The organism is Chromobacterium sp. CCUG 76385, from assembly GCF_059916625.1.
In genome coordinates, this window is sequence record NZ_JAUCGU010000003.1 from 232,363 (window position 1) to 256,651 (window position 24,289).

At 66.3% G+C, this 24,289-nt stretch carries 18 protein-coding genes, 1 other RNA gene and 1 pseudogene; 4 read left to right on the forward strand and 16 right to left on the reverse strand.

From position 1 onward, the window contains the following. Positions 1-128: 128 nt before the first annotated feature. From purH to rnpB, 4 genes are all read right to left on the reverse strand, one after another. The gene (gene purH, locus QUG01_RS04525; protein ID WP_500829076.1) at positions 129-1,706 is read right to left on the reverse strand and encodes a bifunctional phosphoribosylaminoimidazolecarboxamide formyltransferase/IMP cyclohydrolase; all 1,578 of its coding nucleotides are present in this window, start codon (positions 1,704-1,706) and stop codon (positions 129-131) included. A 321-nt stretch (positions 1,707-2,027) separates the two neighbouring features. Beyond that, entirely contained in the window at positions 2,028-2,264 is a 237-nt protein-coding gene (locus tag QUG01_RS04530; protein WP_011134100.1) for a helix-turn-helix domain-containing protein, read from the reverse strand. A 47-nt stretch (positions 2,265-2,311) separates the two neighbouring features. After that, positions 2,312-3,370, reverse strand: coding sequence for a tRNA dihydrouridine synthase DusB (gene dusB, locus QUG01_RS04535; protein ID WP_500829077.1), 1,059 nt, complete (start codon positions 3,368-3,370; stop codon positions 2,312-2,314). A gap of 114 nt (positions 3,371-3,484) precedes the next feature. After that, positions 3,485-3,887: RNase P RNA component class A (gene rnpB / locus QUG01_RS04540), an RNA gene on the reverse strand. Between the two features lie 106 nt (positions 3,888-3,993). Between rnpB and QUG01_RS04545 the strand changes: the two genes are divergently transcribed. Continuing rightward, positions 3,994-7,158: a bifunctional diguanylate cyclase/phosphodiesterase gene (locus tag QUG01_RS04545; protein WP_500829078.1), complete on the forward strand. Its 3,165-nt coding sequence runs from the start codon at positions 3,994-3,996 to the stop codon at positions 7,156-7,158. Here QUG01_RS04545 and QUG01_RS04550 read toward each other — a convergent pair. The 9 genes from QUG01_RS04550 to QUG01_RS04590 form a co-directional block, all read right to left on the reverse strand. Then, a complete protein-coding gene (locus QUG01_RS04550) occupies positions 7,155-8,096 on the reverse strand; it encodes an FUSC family protein (RefSeq protein WP_500829079.1) in 942 nt (313 codons plus the stop codon). The genes QUG01_RS04545 and QUG01_RS04550 overlap by 4 nt on opposite strands. Continuing rightward, positions 8,096-8,668 (reverse strand): cysteine hydrolase family protein, encoded by a 573-nt coding sequence (locus QUG01_RS04555; RefSeq protein ID WP_500829080.1) that lies wholly within the window; start codon positions 8,666-8,668, stop codon positions 8,096-8,098. Before QUG01_RS04555 ends, QUG01_RS04550 begins: the two co-directional genes overlap by 1 nt. A gap of 28 nt (positions 8,669-8,696) precedes the next feature. Then, positions 8,697-9,131: a MarR family winged helix-turn-helix transcriptional regulator gene (locus QUG01_RS04560; protein ID WP_500829081.1), complete on the reverse strand. Its 435-nt coding sequence runs from the start codon at positions 9,129-9,131 to the stop codon at positions 8,697-8,699. Positions 9,132-9,212: 81 nt separating this feature from the next. Then, a complete protein-coding gene (locus QUG01_RS04565) occupies positions 9,213-10,076 on the reverse strand; it encodes an efflux RND transporter periplasmic adaptor subunit (RefSeq protein ID WP_500829082.1) in 864 nt (287 codons plus the stop codon). A gap of 22 nt (positions 10,077-10,098) precedes the next feature. Continuing rightward, positions 10,099-10,299, reverse strand: a complete 201-nt coding sequence (locus QUG01_RS04570; RefSeq protein ID WP_199155398.1) for a DUF1656 domain-containing protein — start codon at positions 10,297-10,299, stop codon at positions 10,099-10,101. Next, on the reverse strand, positions 10,289-12,406 hold the full coding sequence (locus QUG01_RS04575) for an FUSC family protein (protein ID WP_500829083.1): 2,118 nt from the start codon (positions 12,404-12,406) through the stop codon (positions 10,289-10,291). The genes QUG01_RS04570 and QUG01_RS04575 overlap by 11 nt, the downstream gene beginning before the upstream one ends. After that, the gene (locus tag QUG01_RS04580) at positions 12,403-13,845 is read right to left on the reverse strand and encodes an efflux transporter outer membrane subunit (RefSeq protein WP_500829084.1); all 1,443 of its coding nucleotides are present in this window, start codon (positions 13,843-13,845) and stop codon (positions 12,403-12,405) included. Before QUG01_RS04580 ends, QUG01_RS04575 begins: the two co-directional genes overlap by 4 nt. A 197-nt stretch (positions 13,846-14,042) precedes the next feature. Continuing rightward, positions 14,043-17,855, reverse strand: a complete 3,813-nt coding sequence (locus tag QUG01_RS04585) for a translocation/assembly module TamB domain-containing protein (protein WP_500829085.1) — start codon at positions 17,853-17,855, stop codon at positions 14,043-14,045. Between the two features lie 7 nt (positions 17,856-17,862). Then, entirely contained in the window at positions 17,863-19,650 is a 1,788-nt protein-coding gene (locus QUG01_RS04590; RefSeq protein WP_500829086.1) for an autotransporter assembly complex protein TamA, read from the reverse strand. Positions 19,651-20,105: 455 nt separating this feature from the next. Between QUG01_RS04590 and QUG01_RS04595 the strand changes: the two genes are divergently transcribed. Together QUG01_RS04595 and QUG01_RS04600 are read left to right on the forward strand one after the other, a co-directional pair. Next, positions 20,106-20,426: a hypothetical protein gene (locus QUG01_RS04595; RefSeq protein ID WP_500829087.1), complete on the forward strand. Its 321-nt coding sequence runs from the start codon at positions 20,106-20,108 to the stop codon at positions 20,424-20,426. A 68-nt stretch (positions 20,427-20,494) separates the two neighbouring features. Continuing rightward, the gene (locus tag QUG01_RS04600) at positions 20,495-20,758 is read left to right on the forward strand and encodes a hypothetical protein (RefSeq protein ID WP_340225019.1); all 264 of its coding nucleotides are present in this window, start codon (positions 20,495-20,497) and stop codon (positions 20,756-20,758) included. A gap of 58 nt (positions 20,759-20,816) precedes the next feature. Here the strand turns inward: QUG01_RS04600 and QUG01_RS04605 are convergent, their stop codons facing one another. Further along, a complete protein-coding gene (locus QUG01_RS04605; RefSeq protein WP_500829088.1) occupies positions 20,817-21,461 on the reverse strand; it encodes an HAD family hydrolase in 645 nt (214 codons plus the stop codon). Positions 21,462-21,677: 216 nt separating this feature from the next. On the opposite strand from QUG01_RS04605, the gene QUG01_RS04610 reads away from it, so the two are divergent. After that, positions 21,678-22,871, forward strand: coding sequence for a GGDEF domain-containing protein (locus QUG01_RS04610; protein WP_500829089.1), 1,194 nt, complete (start codon positions 21,678-21,680; stop codon positions 22,869-22,871). A gap of 176 nt (positions 22,872-23,047) precedes the next feature. On the opposite strand, the pseudogene QUG01_RS04615 reads toward QUG01_RS04610, so the two are convergent. Together QUG01_RS04615 and QUG01_RS04620 are read right to left on the reverse strand one after the other, a co-directional pair. Continuing rightward, positions 23,048-23,515 (reverse strand): annotated as a pseudogene (locus tag QUG01_RS04615) (HAD family hydrolase); the annotation flags it as partial. After that, complete coding sequence (locus QUG01_RS04620; protein ID WP_500829090.1) at positions 23,512-24,075, reverse strand: SMI1/KNR4 family protein; 564 nt, start codon at positions 24,073-24,075, stop codon at positions 23,512-23,514. The pseudogene QUG01_RS04615 and the gene QUG01_RS04620, both read right to left, overlap by 4 nt. Positions 24,076-24,289: the final 214 nt, after the last annotated feature.

Sequence of the window (24,289 nt, forward strand, 5' to 3'; positions counted from 1 at the left end):
GGCGCGGCCGGCACGCGCCGGCCATCGCCGCCTTCACTTGGCGAATACCTGCATAGCATAACGTCAAGTCGGTTGGATGGCCGCCGTTTCCGCATGCGGAAGACGGCGGCATTCGCCGAAAGCTATTTTCAGTGGCGGAAATGGCGCACGCCGGTCAACACCAGCGCGATGCCGTGCTCGTCGGCGGCGGCGAACACTTCCTCGTCGCGCATCGAGCCGCCCGGCTGGATGATGGCCTTGATGCCCTGCTCGGCGATGACGTCGATGCCGTCGCGGAACGGGAAGAAGGCGTCCGACGCCGCCACCGCGCCGGCCAGGCTGAGCCCGGCGTCCTGCGCCTTGCGGGCGGCGATGCGGGTGGAGTCGACGCGGCTCATCTGGCCGGCGCCGATGCCGGCGGTCTGGCCGTCCTTGCAGAACACGATGGCGTTGGATTTGACGAACTTGGCCACGCGCCAGGCGAACAGCAAGTCCGACATTTCCTGCGGCGTCGGCTGGCGCTTGCTGACCACGCGCAGCTCATCCAGGCCCACGTTGCGGATGTCCGGCGTCTGCACCAGCACGCCGCCGCCGACGCGCTTCAGCTCGAAGCGGTTGGCGCCGGTTTCCAGCGGGATTTCCAGCACGCGCACATTCTTCTTGGCGGCGATGATGGCGCGGGCCTCATCGCTGAAAGCCGGTGCGATCAGCACTTCCAGGAACTGGCCGGTGACGGCTTCCACCGTGGCCGCGTCCACCGGGCGGTTGAAGGCGATGATGCCGCCGAAGGCGCTGGTGGTGTCGGTGGCGAAGGCCAGCTTGTACGCGGTCAGCGTATCGGGGCCGACGGCCACGCCGCAGGGGTTGGCGTGCTTGACGATGACGCAGGCGGTTTGCTCGAAAGTCTTCACCGCCTCCCAGGCGGCGTCGGCGTCGGCGATATTGTTGTACGACAGCTCCTTGCCCTGCAGCTGCTGGTAATGGGCGATGCTGCCGACGGCCGGGTCCAGATCGCGGTAGAAGGCGGCGGCCTGGTGCGGGTTCTCGCCATAGCGCATGTCCTGCACCTTGATGAACTGGGCGTTCAAACGGTTGGGGAAGGCCACGCGCTCCGGCTTGCCGGCCACCACGCCATCGGCCAGGCTGGTCAGGTAGTTGGAGATGGCGCCGTCGTAGGCGGCGGTGTGGGTGAACGCCTTCTTGGCCAGTTCGAAGCGGGTGGCCTTGGACAGCTGGCCGGCGTTGGCCTTCAGCTCGGCCGTCAGCGCGGCGTAGTCGGCGCTGTCGGTGACGATGGCCACATGCGCCCAGTTCTTGGCGGCGGAACGCACCATGGTCGGGCCGCCGATGTCGATGTTCTCGATGGCGTCTTCCAGCGTGCAGCCCGGATTGGCGATGGTGGCTTCAAACGGGTAGAGGTTGACGCAGACCAGGTCGATATTGCCGATGCCGTGTTCGGCCATGGTGGCGACGTGCTCCGGCAGGTCGCGGCGGCCCAGGATGCCGCCGTGCACCTTGGGATGCAGGGTCTTGACGCGGCCGTCCAGCATTTCGGGGAAGCCGGTGTAGTCGGACACCTCGGTCACCGGCAGGCCGGCGTCCAGCAGCAGCTTGGCGGTGCCGCCGGTGGACAGGATGTGTACGCCCAGCGCATGCAGTTGCTGGGCAAATTCCAGCACACCGCTCTTGTCGGACACACTGATCAGCGCTCGTTCGATCTTGGTCATGTTTCTCTACCGCTTTGGCTATGGATAAAAACAATAAAAACCGGCTCAGGCCGCCAACGTGCGCCTCGGTCGCCCCGCGGCCACCTGTCCATCGAATCCTGCCGTCCCAGCCTCGCCCCGCGGCGCAGGCTTAGAACCGTTTACGATCTGCTGCGCGTCGGCGATACCGTGTTAAAAACGTCTTCGGAATGCTCATGTACCATCTGTACATTCCGCTTCCTCAGCCGTTTTCGCCTTGTCTCGCTCTAGCTCGCCAGATCGTAAACAGGTTCTTGGGACAAAAAAAACCGGCCATCCTGTGCAGGCTTGGCCGGTTTATCTTCAAATCAAATCATACGACTTCATCTTTTTGCGGAGGGTGTTGCGGTTCAAGCCCAGCAACTCCGCCGCTCGCGTCTGGTTGCCCTGGGTGTGTATCAGCACCACCTCCAACAGCGGCTTTTCGACACAGGCGAGCACCATGTCGTAAATGGCGGAAGGCGCCTCGCCGTCCAGATCGCGAAAATATTGCTCCATCGCCAGCCGCACCGACTGCGATATGTGATCGTTGTTTTGCATCTTGTTATTGATATCCAGAGTAGGGTTCCCGTAAGGTCCGCGCCGATTCAGCCGCCGCAGGCCTCGCCCTCCGCCACGGCGTCGCCGTCGCGGTCCAACTTGTCCTCATCCTCGACTACATAGCTTAGACGATCCCCGGCGTCGCCAAGGCGGGAGAAATACTCACCCACCGCGCGGCGCTGTTCGTCCGTGCTTTCCAAGCGGTACATCTGCTGACGGAAGGCGTTGCCGCCCGCCAGGCCCTTGGTATACCAGGCAATGTGCTTGCGGGCGATGCGGCAGCCCGAATACTCGCCGTAAAAGCCATACAATTCGTCCAGGTGGCCCAGCATCAGCTCGCGGATTTCGCCCACCGTCGGCGGCGGCAACTCGATCCCGGTATCCAGGTAATGCTGGATCTCACGGAAAATCCACGGCCGTCCCTGCGCCGCGCGGCCTATCATGATGGCGTCGGCGCCGGTGTAGTCCAGCACATGCTTGGCCTTGGCCGGCGAGTCGATGTCGCCGTTGGCGATCACCGGAATGGAAATCGCGCGCCTCACCTCGCGTATCGTGTCGTACTCGGCGTCGCCGCGGTACATGTCCTCGCGGGTGCGGCCATGCAGCGCCAGCGCGGCGATGCCGGCTTCTTCCGCCATCCTGGCCACCCGCAGCGCCGTCTTGGCTTCGCGGCTCCAGCCGGTGCGGGTCTTCAGCGTCACCGGCACGTCCACCGCCTTCACCACCGCCTCCAGTATCCGCCCCACATTGTCCAGGTCGCGCAGCAGCGCCGATCCGGCGGCCACATTGCATACCTTCTTCGCCGGGCAGCCCATATTGATGTCGATGATCTGCGCGCCGTGCTCGACGTTGAGCCGCGCCGCCTCGGCCAGCATCTGCGGCTCGCCGCCGGCGATCTGCACCACGATGGGCTCCACTTCGCCCTCATGATTGGCGCGGCGCAGCGTCTTAGGCGTGGTCCACAAGGCCTTGTTGGCTGTGATCATCTCCGATACGGCCATGCCGGCGCCCAAGCGTTTGCACAGCATGCGGAAAGGCCTGTCCGTCACCCCGGCCATCGGCGCTACGATCAGCCGGTTTTTCAGTTGGTACGGTCCTATCTGCATGACAATTCAAATACGGGTAATGGCGGGAAGGGTCGGTATTGTATAGCGATTCGCGGCGGCGGGGAAAAATTTTTGCTTATTTTTTAAGCAAAATCGATAGCCGCGAGTAATGGTGGTGGAAGTCAGTCGATAAGCCGGGTTCTGTCGTTGGACAATCATTCCTCTAGGCCTGCCGTTGCCAGCAGGCTCAAGCAACCTACCCGGGGACAACGCGAGCCACGTTAGCGCCCCCCTATTTGGTCTTGCTCCGGATGGGGTTTAGCCTGCCGTCCGTGTTGCCACGTCCGCGGTGCGCTCTTACCGCAAGCGGGTTGCCCCGCCCGTCCGGTACGGCTTGCGCCTCCCGGTACACCTTTTCACCCTTGCCTGTGCTCTGTTGCCAAAGCCATCGGCGGTTCAGCTCTCTGTTCCACTTTCCGTCGCCTCGCGGCGCCCGGCCGTTAGCCGGCATCCTGCTCTGCGGAGCCCGGACTTTCCTCCCCGCCCTTGCGGGCGCGGCGATTGTCTGACTGACTTCCGGCCGCGATTCTAGCGGAAAATCGCCGCGGCCGCCCGACAATTTTCCATGACATACAGGATATTCCCGTATACTGATCATCCTTTTTCGAAGTTCCGGATCGGTGATGGAGTTGAATCAAGCCAGGCTGTCGCGCTTGCAGTTGTTTGGCACCTTGGCCATCGTGTTTGCGCTCGCGCTGACACTGACCAGCTATTTCCTGATGATGAGCTGGCGCGATTTCCAATCCGGGCGACAAAACATCGAGCAAGAAGCCGCCGCGCGCGCGCGCGACAATCTGCAAGGCTATACCGACCACGCCGCGCTGCTCTTGTCCGCGCTGCGCGAGCGCACCAACGACACCATGCGCCATCAGCTGCAGGAGCAGGTGGAGCAGGCCTGGAAGCTGGCCGACGCCATCTGGCGGCGCGAGCATGCGCGGCAAAGCCCGGCGCAAGTGCAGCGGCTGATCATCGAGGCGCTGCGCCCCTTGCGCTATTTCGATGGCCGCGGCTATTTCTTCATCGACACCCTGGACGGCCAATGCGTGCTGCTGCCCACCGCGCCGCAGCGCGAGGGCAGCTCGCTGCTGCAAAACCGCGACGACCGCGGCCGCTACATCATGAAGAGCCTGATCGAATCGGTCAGCAACGCCTCCGGCCGCGGCTTCTCGTCCTACCGCTGGTATCTGCCCGGCGGCATCCACATGGACGACAAGATCACCTATGCCAGGCGCTTTCCGCACTACAACTGGCTGATCGGCAGCGGCGAATACATCAGCAATGTCGAGACGGCGCTGCAGCAACAAGGCCTGGACACCCTGGCGCGCATGCGGCTGGGGCAGAGCGGCGGCGAGCTGATGATCATAGACAATAACGGCCTGATCCGGCTCTACCCCAGCCAGCCCTCGCTGGTGGGACGCCATTACAAGGTGTTGCCGCAGGCCGAGCGCGAACGCGCGCTGCAGTTGATCCAGCTGGGCAAGCGCGGCGGCTTTATCGAATTCAACCGCGGCGGCGACAGCCAATCCGGCGAAACCTACCTGGCCTACGCGCGCCAGCTGCCGGGCTGGGACTGGACCCTGGTCACCAGCATGCGGGTGCAGACGATACAGGACGACAGCCTGCGCGCCGCGCAGCGCCTCAAAGGCCGCCTGGCCGAACGCATCGTCGCCACCCTGGGCATGACGCTGGTGGCCATGCTGTGCGCCGGCTTCCTGTGCTGGTATTTCGTGCGCTGGGTCAGCGCGCTGGTGCGGCGCTACCAGCATGATCTGGCGCAGAGCCATCTGTCGCTGAAGGAACAGGCGCGCGAACTCAGGCTGAGCCATTTCATGATCGACAACGCCACCGACATGGTGGCGCTGCGCAGCGACCGCGGCGAAGTGGTGTACTGCAACCTGGCGCTGCGGCGGCGCCCGGAGCTAGTGGACTCGCTGTTCCGCCACCCGCCCGGCCCCTACCCGCTGACCTTCGAAACCCGCCACGGCGACGGCGAGGCCGCGCTGTACCTGGAAATCACCGTCAACCAGCTGCAGTACGAGGGCGAGCGCTATTTGTGCGCCACCGCGCGCGACATCAGCATCCGCCGCATGACCGAGCGCCAGCTCAGGCTGGCCGCCCAGGTGTTCGAATCCAGCAATGAAGCCATCCTGATCGCCGACGCGGACAACCGCATCCTCACCGTCAACCGCGCCTTCGGCGCCATCACCGGCTACAGCGAGGCCGAGGTGCAGGGCCAGAAACCCGCCCTGCTGTTCTCCGACCGCCACGATCCGGCCTTTTTCCAGCAGATGTGGCAGACGCTGCAGCAGCGCGGGCAATGGGCCGGCGAAATCTGGAACCAGCGCAAGAACGGCGATCATTTCCCGTGCTGGGTCAATATCAGCATCCTGCAGGACGCCCAGGGCGCGGTCAGCCACTTCATCGCGCTGTTCTCCGACATCTCCGAGCGCAAGGAGCAGGAAGCGCGGGTGCAGCATATGGCGGAGTACGACGCGCTGACGGACCTGCCCAACCGCGTGCTGGTCAACGACAGGCTGCACCAGGCCATCCGCCAGGCCGAGCTGCAGCACAACCAGCTGGCGGTGCTGTTCGTCGATCTGGACCACTTCAAGAATATCAACGACACGCTGGGCCACTGCGCCGGCGACGAGCTGCTGAAACAGGTGGCGCGGCGGCTGGCGGAATCGGTGCGCGGCGTGGACACCGTCGGCCGCACCGGCGGCGATGAGTTCGTGCTGATCCTGCCGTCCATCAATCAACCCAGCGAAGCCGCGCTGATCGCCGAGCGCATCCTGCGCACCATGCAACAGCCGTTCCAGATCGGCGCCCACTCGCTGGTGGTGGGGTGCAGCATAGGCATCAGCCTGATGCCGGACGACGGCAGCGACATCCAGACCCTGCTGATGAACGCGGATCTGGCGATGTACCACGCCAAAGCGCATGGTCGGAACACCTTCCGCTTCTACACCCGCGAGATGAACACCCAGGTGGCCGAGCGGCTGCTGATGGAAAACCGCCTGCGGCGGGCGATGGAGCTGGGCCAGCTGTACCTGGTCTACCAACCGCAGTACGACATGGCCGGCCAGCGGCTGCTGGGTTGCGAGGCGCTATTGCGCTGGCGCGACCCGGAACAGGGCCTGATCATGCCCAGCCGCTTCATCCCGGTGGCCGAGGACACCGGCCTGATCGTGCCGCTGGGACGCTGGGTGCTGAACGAAGCCTGCCGCCAGGCCAGCCGCTGGCTGGAAGACGGATTGGGGCCGATCCGCGTCGCTGTCAACGTCTCAGCGCACCAGCTGATGCGCCACGACTTCCTCGACGACGTGCGCGAAGCCCTGCAGCAGCACAAGCTGCCCGGCCACTGCCTGGAGCTGGAGGTGACGGAAAGCACGCTGATGGCCGACGCCGACCTGGCCTCGCGCCAGCTGGCGGTGATCAAGGCCATGGGCGTGCGGCTGTCGGTGGACGATTTCGGTACCGGCTACTCCAGCCTGGCCTATCTGAAGCGCTTCGCGCCGGACACCGTCAAGATAGACCGCTCTTTCATCAACGATCTGCCGAACGACGAAGAAAACGCCGCCATCGTCAGCGCCATCGTCCACCTGGCCGGCGCGCTGGGCATGCAGACGCTGGCCGAAGGGGTGGAGAGCGAGGCGCAGCAAGGCTTCCTGAAGCAACTCGGTTGCGAAGCGATGCAGGGGTATCTGCTCGGTTCGCCGCTGGCCGAGGACGCGATGACGCAGCGGCTGGCAGCGCAGCAGAACAAACAACCGGCGCTCGCCCCCTAGCGCGCCTCTGTCAGCCAATAACCGGCCACGAGCACCAGCCACACCAGTCCCGCCGCCAGCCCCACGTCCAGCAAGCGGATGACGGCCGCGCCGCCCAGCAGGCTCAGATGAGCGGCGGCCAAGGCGCTGCGGGCGGCAAAGGCAGGCCGATAGGCGCGGAACAGCGCCAAGGTCAGCATCGCCGCCGCGCCCAGCGACATCAGCAGCGCGGGAGACGGCTGCAGGACCAGCGCCAGCAGCATGCCGGCCGGCACGCCGATGGCCGCGCCGCTGCAGCGCTGCCAGCATTTGTCGCGGATGGCGGCGAAACCGCCGACGCACACGCTGGCGCCGGACCATACCAGCCATTGGCCGCACGGCAACTGGCAATGCGCCGCCAACCACGCCAGCAGGCCGACGCAGGCGAAGGCGACGCCGGTTTGCGGCGCGGCGCCGGGCTGACTTGCCGACGCGTCCCGCCTGCCGGCCAGCCCGCGCACCAGCCACGCCGCCATGGCCCCGCTCGCCAGCCACGGCCAGGCCGACCACAGCTCAGTCAGGCCCGGCGCGCCGGCCTGCGCCGCCTCGCAACCGAGATACAGCGCGGGAATGAACGTGAAATTGGCGACGGAGCGCCAGCGCGCCTGGCGCGCGCCCAGCCGGCCCGCCAGTTCCGCAGCCGCGCCGCAAGCCAGCGCGAAAACCAGCGGCCAAGCCCACAACCGGCTCAACAGCAAGCAGCCGGCCAATGCCAGCGCGGCCTGAACCATCCCCATTTTCCAGCCCAGCCGGCCGCGCTCCATCGCGATCAAGCAACACACCGCCAACATGCCGCCCTGCAGCGCCCGCTCGCCGCCGCCGGCCAAGGCCAGCAGCAGCGCCGGCCCGATCAGGGCCAACACGCGCGCGGCCAGATAGCCGTCGCAGTGCTTCGTCCACAGCCGGCGCAGGACAGCCATCACAGCGCGGCCAGCTGATCCAGCGTGATGATGTCGGCGATGGTGGCCAGCTGCCGCATCGACAACTGGTGCTCCTCCTCGCTGGCCGCGGCGCAAGCCGGCTCCAGCACCAGCACCTTGTAATCGCGGTCGTGCGCGTCGCGCGCCGCCGCCTGCACCGCCCAGGTGCTGCTGACGCCGGCGATCACCAGCCGCTCTATGCGCTGGGCGCGCAGCACCGCCTCCAGCGAGGTGGCGTAGAACGGGCTGATGCGGTGCTTGACCACGACGGCGTCGCCGGGCTGCACGTCCAGATCGGCATGGAAGGCCGTGCCCTCGCCGTCCAGATTGAGCGCCTGGAACTCACCGGCGCGGCTGAACATCGGCGAGCCCTGCGGCATTTCGACATAAGACGGCGAAAACCCGACCTTGACGTGAATCACCGGCCAGCCGCGCGCGCGCGCCAAGGCGCTGGCGCGATTGGCCACCGCGATCACGCCGCGCTCGGCCGCGTGGCCGGCGCAGCGGGCGATGCGACCCTGCGGATGGATGATGTCGTTGATGTAGTCCAGCGTCAGCAGCGCGGTTTTCATGGCGTTTCCTTGTGGGGAGGGAGAGGATTCAATCTATGGCGGCCAGCCACTCCAGCAGTTCGCCGGCGCGCAGCAGCGCGGCGCGCTCGTCTGCGGCCAGGCTGTCCAAGGCGTGTTGCAGCCAGCCGTCGCGCAAGTGGCGGTTGCTCGCCAGCGCATCCCGGCCGGCATCGGACAAGCCGACGCGGACGCGGCGTCCGTCTTGCGGGTCCGGGCGGCGCACGATCAGCGCCGCCGCCTCCAGCTCGCGCAGCGCGCCGGCCAGATTGGACGAGCGCATATTTTCCTTGCGGGCGAGCTCGGACGGCGTGATGTCGCCGCCGGCGCGGTCTATCGCGCCCAATACGGTCAACAAGCCGAACGGCAGCACGTCCTGGCTGCCCTGGCGGCGCAGCCGCCGCGCCATGGTCATCAGTTGCTGGCGCAGGCGGGTCGCTTCTTCGGTGGAAATGGTTTTGCTCATATAGATATTTTTACATAGCTATTTTTATATAGCAATATGGCCGAAAGAAAACCGCCTGGCGGCGGTTTGGCAGAAGCAGGATCAGCGGGCGGCGATGACCACCGTGCAAGTCTGGCCGGCGATCAGCGCCAGATCCTTCGGCAAGGCCTGCAGCTCGATGCGCACCGGCACGCGCTGCGCCAAGCGCACCCAGTTGAAGGTGGGATTGACGTCGGCCAACAGCTCGCGCCCGGTGGCCGCGTCGCGGTCGGTGATGCCGCGGGCGATGCTGGCGATGCGGCCGCTGAGCTTTCGGCCGTCGCTCATCAGCGTCACCTCGGCGCGGTCGCCCGCTTTCAGGCTGCCGAGCTTGGTTTCCTCGAAATAGCCGTCCACATAGAACGAATGGCTGTCGATCAGCGCCAGCCGCGCGGCGCCGGCGGCCGCGTAATCGCCGACATGGACGTTGAGGTTGGTGACGTAGCCGTCGGTCGGCGCGCGCACCACGACGCGACTCAGGTTCAGCGCGGCCAGATCCCGCGCGGCGACGGCCGCCTGGTACTGCGCGTCGGCGGCCGCGGCGGCGAAATCGGCGCTCTCGCGGCTCTCGGTGGAGACGATGGCGCTATCGAGGCGCGCGCGGCGGGCCGCTTCCTTGCCGCGGCGCTGCTTGTCCGCCTTGTGTCCGGCCAGCGCGGCCTCGGCCTGGGCCAGCGCGGCGCGATAGCGGCTGGGGTCGATCACGAACAGCACGTCGCCCTTGCGCACCGGCTGGTTGTCCTTGACGGCCACCTCCGTCACCAGGCCGGACACATCGGCGGCGACGGACACCACATCGGCCTTGATCCGGCCGTCGCGCGTCCACGGCGACAGCATGTAATGGTCCCACAGGGCCTTACCTATCCAGACGGCGACGATGAGCAGGGCAAACGTGATCAGGTAGCGGAGAAGGGAATGGGCGCGCATGGCGTAAGTCCAGGAATCGGTTTCAATGGTAGAGCGGCAGCGCGAGGCTGCCGAAAATCACGGCCAGCAGGCACCAACGGAATAGCGCCGGATGCCAGACATGCTCGTAAACGCCCAATTTGCCCAGCAGCCAGTCCACGCCGGCCTGCAACAGCAGGCTGAGCACGAACAGCGGCAGCAAGGTGGGCAGCAGGATGCCGTAGACGGCGATTTCACGCGGCATGGTGTTCTCCAGTATCGGGCAGCGCGTCCAGCAGCGAGGTGTGAATCAGGTGCAGCGTGGCCAGCATGCGCTTGAGCCGCGCCGCCTCGTTCGGCAAGGCCACGGCCAGCCGCTCGCGGATCACCGGGCCGCCGGCGCGCAAGGCCGCCAGCGCCGCGCGCAGCGCGGTCTCGTCCGGCGCGGCGAAGTAGCGGTCCAGCGCGGCCACCGCGTCCAGCAGCGCGCGCTGCGCCGACGCATGCGCGCCCGCCGCCAACTCGCGCAGGTCGACGATAGCCAGCCCCAGCTCCAGCAACGTGATCGCCTGGCTGACGGTGGCCTGGCGCGCCGGATCGTCGCGCGGCCCCGGCGCGGCATTCAATTGGTTCATCAGGTCGCGCACGCGGTTGCCGAAACGCTGCTTCAGGTGCGGCAAAGCGGCGCGGCAGGTGGCGCGGGCCTCGCTCCACAGCACGACGGCGATGTGGCGGCGCGAACCCATGGTATGTTCCGGCAGCACCAGCACGAAGAACAGCGCCGCCAGCGCCAGCCCCAGCAGGCGGGCGATGCCGTCGTTGAAGAAGCCGGCCACGTCGTAGCGCATCATGTTTTCCGGATTGACGGCCTGCGCCATCAGCAGCACGATGCCGCTGCCGATGCCCGCGGTCTTGGGCAGGCACTTCAGATAGCACCCCAAGGCCAGGAACGGCGCCATCGCCAGCACCAGTTGCGGGAAGCCTTCCGCCTGGTTCAGCAGCATGAAGGCGCAGACATAGGCCAGCGGCGTGCCGACGGCAAAGCCGATCATGATCTGCTTCACCATCAGCGTCGGCCGCGGCGACGACGAGGCGAGCCCGCAGAAAATGGTGGCCAGCAGCACCGCGCCCAGCGCGCTGGGCCAGGCCAGCCAGTACCAGGCCAGGGACAGCGTCAGCAAGGTCAGCGCGGCGCGGCCCCCGCTGGCCAGGGCGATGGCGGACGGCGTGCGCGGCGAATAGGCCAATGCCTCCACCTGCAGCGGATTGCGTTGTCGCAGGCCATGGTAAACGGCGGTGAAAGTCAGCATTTCGTCGACGAAACGCCGCAGCAGCTCGGCGGCGGTGTCAAACTCGATGCGCCGCATCTCGTCGTGCGGCATCGCCAGCAAAGCCTCGCGCGCCGCCTCCAGCGCGCGCGCCAGCGCCGGCCGCATCGCCTCCAGCTTGCGCAGCGTCTCCCCGGCTTCCTGCGCGGTGCGCGCCGGGCCTTCGTCCAGCTCCAGCGCGGCGGCGGCCTGGCCGAACAGCGGATACAACAGCGCCGGCAGCGGCGAGTCCGCATCGGCGCGCAGCCGCTGCATCTGCCGGTGCAGCGTGTGGAAAGTCGTCAGCGCCGCCATGAAGGTGGCGTTGAAAGCATGCAGCTGGTTGCTGCGGGCGCGCACCGTGCCGGCCTCGAAGAACGCCGCGGCGCGGCCGGCCTCCAGCGCGGCGATGTCGGCGGCGAAGCGCAGCTGCGTCGCCTCCAGCGTGGCCTTGTCCAGCTTTTGCGCCAGCGCCTGCTGACACAGCAGCACGAAACCCTGATAGCGGGCGCGCACGGTGCGCACCACGATCTCGGCCTGGCGCTTGGGCAGGATGAAATCGTTGACCAGGGCGCAGCACAGAATGCCCAGCGAGATTTCCGATACCCGCGTCACCGCCAGATTGAAGATGGCCAGCGGATGGTTCAACGCCGGCAAACCGATGATGCAGGCGGTGTAGCCGGACAAGACGAAGGCGTAGGAGCGGGAGTCGCGGTACAAGGTGGCGCCGCTGGTGCATACGCCCACCCATAGCGCCAGGCTGATCAGCATCAGCACCGGCTGGCCGTCGAACAAGCCGGCCAGCGCCAATGCCGCCACGCTGCCGACCAGCGTGCCCAGTATCCGGTACACGCTTTTTTCCAACACCGCGCCGCTGCGCGGGAAGGCGACGATGAACACCGACACCATGGCCGAACTGGGCGAATCGAAACCCAGGCGGAACGCGATCCACAAGGCCATGAAGGCGGCCAGCAGCGTCTTGGCGACGAAGCTCCAGTTCTCGCCCTCGCTGGACAGCCAGTCGGCGGCGACGCGCCGCCCGGCCGCGGCGAGGCCCCCGCTCATCGGCCCTGCCCTTGCGGGTGATGAATAGCCACGCCGCCGCCCAGCGCGCTCATCAGCGCGGCATAGCTGTCCAGCCGCTCGCCATGGATGCGCACCAGCTGCTGCCGGGCATCCAGCAGCGACAACCGCGCCGACAGCACGCCATCCTGCTCGGACAGGCCGGCGCGGAAGCCCTGTTGCGCCAGCTTCAGCGCGCGCTCGGCGCTGGCGCGGGCCTGTTCGGCCTGCTTCTGCTGCTCGGCCAGCGAGCGCGAACGCACGACGCTGGCCGCCACCTCGTTCAAGGCATGCACCACGCTGGCGTTATAGCCCGCCACAGCCGCGTCATAAGCCGCCGCCTGGGCGCCGAGCTGGCTGCGCAGCCGTCCGCCCTCGAAGATGGGCAGGGTGATGGCCGGCCCGATGCCACGCACCGCGGTGGCCGCGGACGGGAAGTTGTCGAAGCCTATGGACTGGAAGCCGATGAAAGCCTGCAAGTCGATATTCGGGTAGAAGGCGGCGCGGGCGGCGTCTATCTTCTTCGCCTCCGCCTCCACCTGCCAGCGCTTCGCCACCACGTCCGGCCGGCGGCCTATCAGTTCGGCCGGCAGCGCCGACGGCAGCGCGGCCTGATGCTGGCCCAGCCGCAGCGCGGGACGCCGCAGCGCCTCCCCGGCCCCCGGCCCTTTGCCGGCCAGCGCCGCCAGCTGCTTGCCCAGCAGCGAAATATTCTCGTCCACCTGTTCGATCTGGTTGCGCAGGGCGGGCAGGCGCGACTCGTTCAACACCACCTCGGCCTCGGTGCCCAAACCGGCCGCCTTGCGCTTCTTCGCCAACAGCAAAAAACGCTCGCGCTGCGCCAGGCTGTCGCGCAACAGGTCTTTGACCTCGTATTGCACCGCCAGCTGGGCGTAATCGCGCACGATGGCCGTGGCCAGGTTCAGCCGCGCCAGCTGCGCCTCGGCCGCCCACACTTCCGCCTGGTCCAGCGCGGCGGCCAGCGCGGCGCGTTGGCGGCCCCATAGGTCGAGGTCGTAGCCGGCGTTCAGCGCGGCATGGTTGTACCAGGAATAATTGCCGGCTTCCGGCGGGGGAATGAAATCTTGTTCGGAATAGCGCTGGCGGGTGAAGGACAGCTCGGCGTTGGCCTGCGGCAGCGTGGCGGATTCGGCCACGCCGGCCAGCGCCTTGGCCTGGGCCAGCCTGGCCTGGGCCGCTTGCAGATTGGGGTTGCCGGCCAGCCCGGCGGCGACCAGCTCATCGAGCTGCGCGTCGTTCAGCGCGCGCCACCAGTCGTCGCGCGGCCAGCCGGCCTTGTCCGCGGCGGCGGTGATGGCCGCGCCCGCTTCCAGGCTGTTCGGGTCCAGCAGCCGCGCCCGCGGCCCGTTGTCGCCAGGGTTCGCGCAGCCCGCCAGCGCCGCCGCCAGCAGGCACGATACCGCCACGTAAAACCTATGCATGCGTCGCACCGGGAACCATCCGCAAAAAGGCCGCCTCGCGTCCTGATTAGCCAAGCGCTTGGAGCCTGTTCAAAGTCTTTTCCATGCGGCCCTAGCCGGATGCGCGACGGACTTTGAACAGGCTCCAAGGTTTAAAGCGAACCAAAGTCATTTCAGATGATAACACCTTGCAATGACAATCAGATAACGGATTATTTTTAATCAAACCGCACGGTGTAGCGCGACTCCGTGGACAGCGCGGTGCCGGCGCGCAGAATCACCGACCAGCTCTTGGACAGCTGGTAAGCCAGCTTCACCGCCTGGTCGGCGCTGCTGATGCCGTACTCGTAGCCGAGGTACAGCTCGCGCGTCAGCTGGCGGCCCACCGTCACCACCTGCTCGGCCGGGCTGACCGTGCCGTTGGCCAGCGTCTTTTCCTGACGGCTGGACACGCCCAGATCGTCGAACAGGCCGATATGGTCGTTGATCGAGCCGGCCAGCATCATGCCGGCCGAGGCGGCCAGGTCGTTGTTGTCGCGGTCGCCGCTGGCGGCCCGGCCCAGCACCAGCCAGGCCAGCTTGTCCTTGTCGGTCATCGGCTCATCGGCAATCAGCCGGACTTTGGGCGCGGACACCGAGCCGCTGACTTCCACCCCCGCGCCGACCGGGGACAAGCGGCGCTTGGCCTGCACGTTCAGCAGCGGATTATCCAAGGGACCGTTGAAGGTGATGGCGCCAAAAGTAATGTCGAGATCCTGACCGTAGGCCTTGTAACGGCCCTTGTCCACCTTGACCTGGCCCTTGGCCGCCGGCGCCTCGCCCGGATTGGCGCTGACATGCACCAGGCCGGACAACTCGACATCCAGGCCTTGGCCGGAGAAGCGGAAGCGCTCGCCCAGGTCCAAGTCCAGCGCCACCGTCAGCGGCATATTGGCGAAGGCGGACGGCTCCGGCGGCGCGCGGCCGATCACCACCACATCGGCGCCCAGATCCGGCGCGCCGAGCTTGGGCAGACCGACGCGGCCCTGATCGGAGCGGATGCGTCCGGTCAGCGACAGCTTGCCGCCGACGAAGGCCAGCTCGCTCTGGCCGGACACCACCAGCCGGCGGTTGGGCTTGTCGAATACGCTGAAGCGCTGCAGCACCACTTTGACGCGGGCGTCGGGCTGGGCGTCGCTGAAGTCCAGCGAACCGCTGGCCGTGACATCGCCCTTGCCGCTGACGAAACGCAGCTGCTGCATGCTCAGCCGGCGGCCGTCTATCCGGGCCTGCAGGCTGCCATCGCTCAGCGCGATGCCGGTGCGGTGGTCTTCCAGCTTCAATTGCTCGCCGCGGATCGCCCCCTGCGCCTGCGGCTCGCCCAGCGGGCCGCTCAGCGCCAGATCGGCCGACAGCTTGCCGCCCAGCACCAGGCCCGGACCCGCCAGCTCCGCCAGCGCGGACAAGGCCGGCAGGCTGACGCGGACATTGCCGGACAGCGGCGTATGGCCATCGATGCGGCCGCCGTTCCACGGCAGGCTGCCCTGGCCCTGCGCCTGGGCGAAGCGGCTGTCCAGGTTGACGTTGAAGGCCAGCATGCGGCCATCCAGGCTGACGTCCAGCCGCGCGGTCTTCAGGCCCAGCGCGGCATGGCGGTTCTTGTCCAGCGGCAGCTGCACGTCGCCGCCGCTGCGCCACAGCGCCAGCTGGCCGACGCCGGACGGGTTCAGCCCCCAGTCGGCATCGAACTGCAGGTTCTGCTCCACCGGCAGCTTCAGCAGCGGCCCCAGCTCGGCCAGGCGGATGCCGCGCGCGCTGCCGTGGCTGGACAGCGCGCCGCTGGCCTGGCGGCTGAAATCGCTTATGTTCAGGCTGCCGCCGAGCGCGGCCAGGCGGGCGGCGCCCAGCTTGAGCTGGCCATCCGCGGCGATGGCCAGGGCGGCCGGCGCCTGCAGGCTGAGGCCTGGCTTGCCGCTCAGCTCCAGTTTCTGCACGCTGCCCTGCCAGCCGTTGTCGTGGCCCAGTCCCCCGACGACGGCCAGCTGCACGCCATACGCCAGTTCGTCCAGCCGGAAACGCCCATCCAGCTGCAGGCTGTGGCGGGCGCGGGTGCCGCCGGCGCGGGCGTGCAGCTGTTCGGCATGCAAATCGCCGGCCTGCAGCGCCGCCACGTCCAGGCTCAGCTGGAACGGGCTGGCCTGGTCGGCCTTGATGTTGCCGGCGAAGCGCAGCGTCTGCAGCGTCACGCCGCCGGGCAGCCGCAGCCTGTCGGCCTGCAGCTTGGCGTCCAGCACCGGCGTTTTGGGGACGCCGGCCAGCTCGCCCTGTCCCTGCACGGTGCCGGCGAAGCCCGGCCCCAGCAAGGACAGATTGGGCGCGTTGATCGCCAGCTTCAGCTTGTCGCCGGGCGCGCCGTAGCTGCCGCTGGCCTGCAGGCGGTTGTCGGCCAGCTTCAGGTCCAGCAGCAGCTGTTTCAGCCGCTCCTGGCCAAACAAGACATTGGCGCTGCCGGACAACGGCGCGCCGGACAGCTTGCTGGGCGCGAACTGCAGCTTGGCGCCGACTTCCATCGGCTCCGCCAGCTGGCCGGCCATTTTCAGCGTGGCGTTCAAATCGCCCTGGGGCAGGCTGGGCAGCAGCCGCGCGGGGTCGGCCCGCTCCAGTTTGCCGTTCAGCTCGAACAGCTGGTGTCCGGACAGGCCGAGCTTGCCGTTGAGGCTGGCGACGCCGCCGTTGGCGCCGAGCTCCAGCTTCTTCAGCAGCAGCGTCGGCTGCTTGCCGCCGCTGATCTCGGCCAGCGCGTTCGCCTGCAGCAGCTTGCCCTTCAAGGCGGCGGCGAAGCGCGGCGCGGACGGCGCGCCCTCGATGGTGACGCGGCCGCTGATGGCGTCGTCCGGCGCGTCGGCATGCAGTTGGCGCAGCGCCAGCTTGTCCAGATCGAAGGCCAGCTTGACGTGGCCCGGCTTCAGTTCGCCGGACAGACCCAACTGCCCGCCCGCCAAGGCGGCATGGCTGTTGTACAGTTCCAGCGCCTGCTCGTCGGCGCGGAATTCGCCGGCCAGCAAGGACAAGGGCAGCTTGTGGGACGACAGCGGGCCCGGCTCGGCGTTGACCAGGGTCAGGCCGCCCTTGATGCGCTGGCCGGCATCCGGCTCGGCGAACACGGCGAAGCTGAGCCGCGCCTTGGGCCAGCTGGCCAGGATGGCCTGCGGATTGATGTTGCCGACGCGGGCGTCCAGCCGCACCAGGCGATTGAACGGATTGGGATCGAACGGCTGCAGCGCGCCGGCCAGATCGACGCTGATGCCGGAGCCGTCCAGCTCGCCGGCGAAAGCCGGCTTCAGCAGGTTGCCGGACAGGTCCAGCCGCGCCTTCACCGCCGTCTGCTCCAGCTTGCCGCTGGCGCGCAGCTCGCCGGACAAGGCAAACGGCGAGGCAGCCGCCAGCGTCAGGCCGGCGCGCGCCTCGCCCCACGGCGTCTCCAGCTGGCGCAGCTGCAGGCGGTGGCGCGCCCCGTCGTAATCGTAGCCGGCGCGCAGCCGGTACAGGCTCAGATGGGCCGGCTCCAGCGTCAGGCTGGCCAATGACAGCTCGCCCACCGTGATTTTGATCGGCAGCTTCAAGGAATGCGGCGCTTCCAGCGGCGTCGGCGCTTTCTCCGGCACGGGTTTGCTGTTGACGCGCACATGGCCCAAGGCCAGGCGGTCTATCTTCAGCTCGCCGCGCGACAGCGCCGCCGGCTGCCAATCCAGCCGCAGCGATTCGATATCGATATCGTCGTCCGCGCTGCGCCAGCGCAGGTCTTTCAGCTCAAAGCCTTGCCACAGCGCGCCTTGGGTCGACGCCACGCTGAACTGGCCGCCGCTGAGCTTGCCCGCCTGCTGCAAGGCCCAGGCGAAGCCGGCCGGGCTGGCGCTGATCCAGCCCAGCGCCGCCAGCAGCAGGGCGAACAGCACGCCCAGCGCGCCGAAAACATAGCGCCAGCGCCGCGGCTTGCCAGGCGGAGCCGGCGTCGACGCCGGTTCGGAGTGGGGATTCTGGTTCTCGCTCATGGGGTATCTAGAAAGCCAGGCCGAGGCTGAGATTCCAACGGATCTTGCCGTCGCTCTCCGCCTTGGCGATATCGAAAGACAGCGGCGCCACCGGGCTCATCCAGCGCACGCCCACGCCGTTGGCGTGCATGGTCTGGAAGCCTTTCCAGCTATCTGCCGCGTTGCCGGCGTCGGTGAACAGCGCAAAGTACCAGTCCGGTTTGATCGGAATCTGGTATTCGATGCTGCCGGTGGCCACCACGCGGCCGCCCAGCACCGAGCCGTTGGGGCCGGGCAGGCCGAGACTCTGGTAATCGTAGCCGCGCACGCTGTTGGCGCCGCCGGCGCGGAACAGCAGGGCCGACGGCACTTGCGCGCCCTCCTTGGCCCAGACCTGGCCCAGCTCCAGCCGGCCGACGAAGGTGCCGTACTTGGGAAACGGCGACCAGTAGCCCACCGCCCGGCCGTAGCCGCGCACGATGGACGTGGACGAACCCAGCAGGCCCAGCGAGCCGGACACCCGAGCATCCAGCAGATAGCCGCTGCGCGGCCGCATCAGGTCGTCCACCGCGCGCTGGGTCCAGCCATACACCAGCTGGGTGACGTGGGTGTCGCGCGAGGTGACGCCGCCGGCGTCTTCGCTTTCCTTCAGAAACTCCACGCCCATGCGCGACTCGATATTGCCGCGGCTGCGCACGCGCCAGGCGCCGGCGTCGATGGTATCGGTCTTCAATCCCTGGATGTTTTCGGACTTGAAGGAACTGGTGATGGAATGGGAATAACCGTCGCGCTCGCGCGGGAAGCCCAGACCAAAGCTGACCGACTGCTGGTCTCGCTTCCAGTCGATCAGCATCGAGCCGGTATAGCCGCGCCTGAAAATATTGTAATGGTCGTAGCCGACGCGAACACCGGGGCCGACGTCGGAGTCATAGGTCAGGCCCAGCTCCGCCTTCTGCCGCGGCAGTTCCACCAGATCGACATTGACCGGCACTTTGTCGTCGACGATGTGGTCGAAATCCGCGCTGACGATCACCGAGGAAAACTGCGGCGACTGCTCCAGCGCCGCCTGATACGCCAGCAGCTTGTCCTGGGTGTAAGGCGAGCCATTGTTGAAGTCGGCCTGGCCCACCACCAGCTTCCACGGATAACGCTGCAGGCCGTTGACCTTGATCCGGCCAAAGCGGATCAGCGGGCCGCTGTCCACCGTCACTTCCAGCACGGCGCTGTCGGTGGCCGGGTCGATCTTCGCCTCGCTCTTGACGATGCGCGCCTTGGGAAAGCGGTCGGCCTGCACCTTGCGCAGAATGGCGCGCTTGCTGGCGTCCCAGTCGTCCTGGCGGTAGGGCGCGCCCAGCGGCAAGGACCACGCTTCCAGCACCTGGGCAAAACGTTGCTGATAATCGTCCTGCTGGCGGATGGCGCCATCCAGCCGGATAGTCAGATCGGTGATCTGCGCCGGCTTGCCCGGCGCCACCTTGACCACGATGCGGTTGCCGTCTTGCAGGGCAGCCTCGACATTGGCGTGGAAATAGCCCTCCGTCTCCAGCAGCTTCTTCGCCTCGTCCGGCGTGCCCTTGACCAGCTGCTCCAGCCAGGCCTGGTCGATATCCGGGTCCTTCTGGCTGGTCAGCAGTTCCAGATTGTCGCGCAGCAAGGACGTCAGATTGCCAGGCGCCTGGATATCCACCGTGTAATCCACAGCGGCAAAAGCCGGCGCGGCCAACAAAGCGGCGGCCAAGGCCAGCGGCCGCCCGCTGCGCAGGCAGCGGCGGCTCAATCGGTTCAGCCAATCTGAGTGAAAAAAAACGCTAGGCATGGTCGGATTCGTAGGAGGATGCAGCATGGTAACGGATGTCACCAAGGCTGGCGACCCGTAAACGCTTGTAAACAAACCCTATCAGACATGCGCCTGAGGCGGGTAGTTCATTGTCGACAAAAAATGCCAAATGGCTTAAATTTCAGGCATATTCATGCCTATCTTGCCTATGCAATGGCCTAGGGGCTGTTGACGTTTGGTGAGCGGTCGCGCCGGGATGCGTTTTGCGGCGAATCGAGGCGTTTCGCGCGCCGCATAGTCATTCTCTGCCAGCGCGAAACAACGAAGAGTCGGCGCGAAAGGCGCCCGGCCCTGCGGGTTTGGCCGCTTTGGGACGGAAGCCGCGTTGCCCAGCCCTTGCATAGAATGACTATGCGTCGGACTGTGCGCCTTGCTTCCGGCCCAAATCGGCGCAAACGCGATCCACTCATCAAACGTCAACAGCCCCTAGCCGCATGCAGCTGCTGGAGATACCGTTTCAGGCGGCTTACCCCATGCCTCTCCCGATCAACGAAATTCATGCCATCTGGAATAACTCGTCCGAGCATCGACCAAACCGATTGCCCCTGCGCCGAGAACTGCCCGATCTGAGTTGCCTGAAATGGCTGGATATCGCCATGGCCAAAGACAATGCTGCATCCATCCGCACCGCCGGAAACGCCGGCGCCAAGCGGGTCCGGCCATTCCATGCCGGCCCGGAATACGGCAATGTGGAAGCCTGGTTGTACCGGCTGCCGCTGGACGCCCATCCCGCGTGCGGCGATAAAAGGCTTTGATGAGATTTTGATGCGCCCGGCCGCTTTTTATGCGCGAAATTGATTTCGCCATCGCTACAGTTCGAAACGTGGATAGCACCCGTCAACCGATCTGGAGCGATAACATCATGTCCGCGATGATGAACGAACACAGCCTGCCGGCAGAACCGGAGCCTGGAAGCCGCAGCCGGCTGCTGCATTTCCTGACTCATGAGCGCCGCTGCTGGCGCCGTCTGGCCTACTGGCTGAAGCAGTTCCAAACCGAAGCCGGCGCCCCGCCGCGCTGCTATGCCTGGCGCCGCGCGCCGGAAAATGATTATCCCGAAGACCACGAAGATCTGCTGTTGCACTGATGACGCCGCGGGACCGGCGCCAGCCGGCAACGGCTCCCGCTGATCCTGCGCTCACGCGTCAAGCCTGCAATAGCAACGGCAAGTCCTCCATCCGCGCAAACGCGCTCGCCGCCCCCGCCTCGATCAATCGACTGGCCGGCGTCAGCGCCGCATAAGCCCACACCGTCATGCCCGCAGCCACACCGGCGCGCACGCCGGTAGGCGTATCCTCGATCACCAGGCAACGGACAGGATCGACATCCAGACTGCGCGCCGCATGCAGAAACACGTCCGGCGCCGGTTTGGGCGCGGCCACCTGCTGCGCGCTGAACATCCGGCCGGCAAAACGCGGCAATAAACCCGTCAGCCCCAGCGTGGCGCGCATCTTGTCATGGCTGCCGTTGGACGCCACGCAGTACGGCAAAGGCAAGGCCTCCAGCATCTGCGGCACGCCCGCCACCACTTTCAGCTCCGCTTCCAGCGCGGCTTGGGAGCGGCGGCGATATTCCGCCTCAAATCCTGGCGGCGGCGCCTGGCCCAGCATTTCCGCAACCTGCTTCAGGCATTGCGCCATGGCCAGGCCGACGAAGTGGCTGAACATATCGTCCAGCGTCACCGGCAAGCCCAGCTCATTGAGCATGCCGGCGAACACGGCATTGGTGATGCGCTCGCTGTCCACCAGCACGCCGTCGCAGTCGAAAATAATCAGGTCAAATCGAGCCATCCGCGGCTCCTCATAAAACCACATTATGCCATTGACGTTTCCATCCCAGCGCGCGAAGCCGCTGCCAAGCGCCAGCGTTTGCCATTTCGCCGGCCATCGCGACGACTACGTATTTGTCCTTATCAAAACCATCTATTCTGAAGCAAAGTCGCCGCCCGCCAGCCCCTAGCCTAAGCGACGCTTGCCAATTCACCATTCCACTGCGGCGAAGCGAGCATGTTTGATAGAAACGACAAAGGCATCATGCTGAAGGCCATCATGGTTGCCGCGCCCATCCTGTTGTGCATGGGCCTGCTTCCGGTTTTGTCCTTCTATATCGAAAGGCTGGAAGAGGACGGCAGGGCGGAAATTGTGGAATACATCGCCATTGCCCAGGCGGCCATGGCGGTGAAGTTTGACGCCGCGGACCTGAACGGCTGGCAAACCGGCTATGCGCTGGACATCGTCCGCCACGTGGCAGGCGCAAGCAGCAACGATTCGATCAGCCGGTCGGAGTTTCTACGCTCCGCCGACAACTTCAACCGAGACCTCAGCAAGCTGCGCGCGATGCGCCTCGCCAATGACCAACGCAGCCAGCTCAACAGCGTGCAGGAAGATTTCAACCGCTTCATGGCCCTGGATCGCAAAATCATCGCCTTATACCGCGCCCAGGACGCCGCCTCGCAGGACAAGGCATCGAACCTGGTCATGAACGAGGAAATCCGCATCTTCAACCACATCTCGGAAAGCGCCAACACGCTGGCGGTATCGATCACCCTGGACCTGATGAAGAAAGTGGCGCAATCCAACTCCTACGGCATCGTCGCCCGCTGGATGATGCTGGTGATGTGGATCATCGCCAGCGCCATGGGATTTTTGCTGGTCCGGCTGCTGCACAAATGGCTGAGCCAGATGCGCAGCCTGATGCAGAAGCTGGAGTCGCTGGCCGGCACCGACGAGTTGACCCAACTGCCCAACCGCCGCACCTGGGACTTGCAGATCGAAATGATGCTGGCCACGGCCCGACGCTACCGCTACCCCCTCGCCATCGCGCTGTTCGATCTGGACCACTTCAAGCAATTCAACGACACCTATGGCCACCCCGAGGGCGACCGGCTATTGCGCGAAGCATCGTTGCTGATCAAATCGCGCATGCGGCAATCGGACCTGTTCGCCCGCTTTGGCGGCGAGGAATTCGTGCTGGCCTTGATGGACTGCGACCTGCCGCAGGCGGTGACGCGCATCGAATCGCTGCGCCGCAACCTGCCGGACCAGCAGACGTTCTCCGTCGGCGTCACGCTGTGGCAGGAGGACGAGCGGATACACAGCACGCTGGCGCGCGCGGACAAAGCGCTGTACCAGGCCAAGAACGGCGGACGGGACCGGGTGGTGGGGGTGGAGCCGCCAACGCGCGGCCAGGAAAGCCAATAGGCGGCGCGCCGCGGCCGCCTAGCGCGCCGAAAAATCCGCCAATTGGGCCAACGACGCCAGTGGCGCGGTGGCGGCGCCGCATCCGCCGGCCAAGCGTGAAAGCCGCTCAGCCACACCGGCGCCACCCCCAGCGCCGCGGCCGCCAGCCGGAAAATCGCCGCGTCCGGCTTTTTCACGCCGGCCGACTCGGAGCTGACTGTCAGCTCGATAGCCGCGGCAAACGGCAACTGCGCTACCTTTTCCAGCCGCGTACGGTGGCTGCCGTTGGAAATCACGCCCACGCGCACGCCATTCGCCGCCAGAAAGCCCACCGCCTCCGCCGCCCCCGGCATCGCCGCCGTGCAAACGGCGTTATGGCGCTCCCAATGATCCAGCAGCGCGTCCTGCTCCACCGCCTGCCGCCAGACGATCTGCGTTTTCAAACCATGGGAAACCGCCTGCTTGATCGAAGTGAACGGCGAGCCGGCAGGCAGATAGCCGCCGTTGTCGCAACACTTCACCAGCTCGGCGACGTGCGCCTCGCCGCCGCCATCGATGGCATCGCCGAAATCGCGCCAAAACCGGCGGGCGTAAAGATCAATGCTGGCGTCGCGATGCACCAGGGTGTTGTCCAGATCGAAGAAAACCGCTCGCGGCAGCATCATGCGACGTCCGCCGCGTCTACCAAGCCGCCATACTCTTCCGAATACACGTAGCGGCCATCCAGCGCGCCGGCCACAAAATCGGCGAAATACGCTTCAAACCCTGCCGCCACCCGCTCGCGGTCGCCGGTTTCATGCCACATCGTGATCACCTGCCCAAGCGTGCCAGACTCCGCTGGGTCCAAGTCCAGGCATAGATGATCGCCGCCGCCGTTGTGGGTGAAGGGAATCCAGCGCGGATTCCACCAGTCGTTCTTGATGCCCGCCTCCGGCTCCGATATTTCGCCAGCGAAAACGCCATCGTCCAACAGTTCCTTCCAGACTCGCCACTGCCGGTACACCTCCTCGCAAGACAGGAATTCCATCCCGTCGAACAGGAAGTCACCGCCGCTCTGCCCGTCATGAATCTTCAGGCAGGCCACATAATCGGCCGGCAGCTTCGCGCCTAATTGCCGCTCCAGCTCGGCGATTTGAGCGTCGCTAGCCGGCGGATTCAAGCTCGCCAGCCCATCCGGCCAATGCTCGGCAAGCCATGCCTCGAACTGCCGCCACAACTCATCCATGCTCAACCTTTCTTTCCGCTACCCGGAAATCATCACCCGCCAAAGAAGAAGGGGCGGCCATCGACCCGCCCCCATCATCCAACCCTATTTGCCATCAGCCGGCAATCCGCCCCATCCGTTCCGCCAGGCGCAAGTGGCAGGCGTCTCGGGAAAGCCCCACAAGCCGGCAAGCGCGGCGTTCCGACAATGCCAGTCCGCTGCTCAGCATAACGCG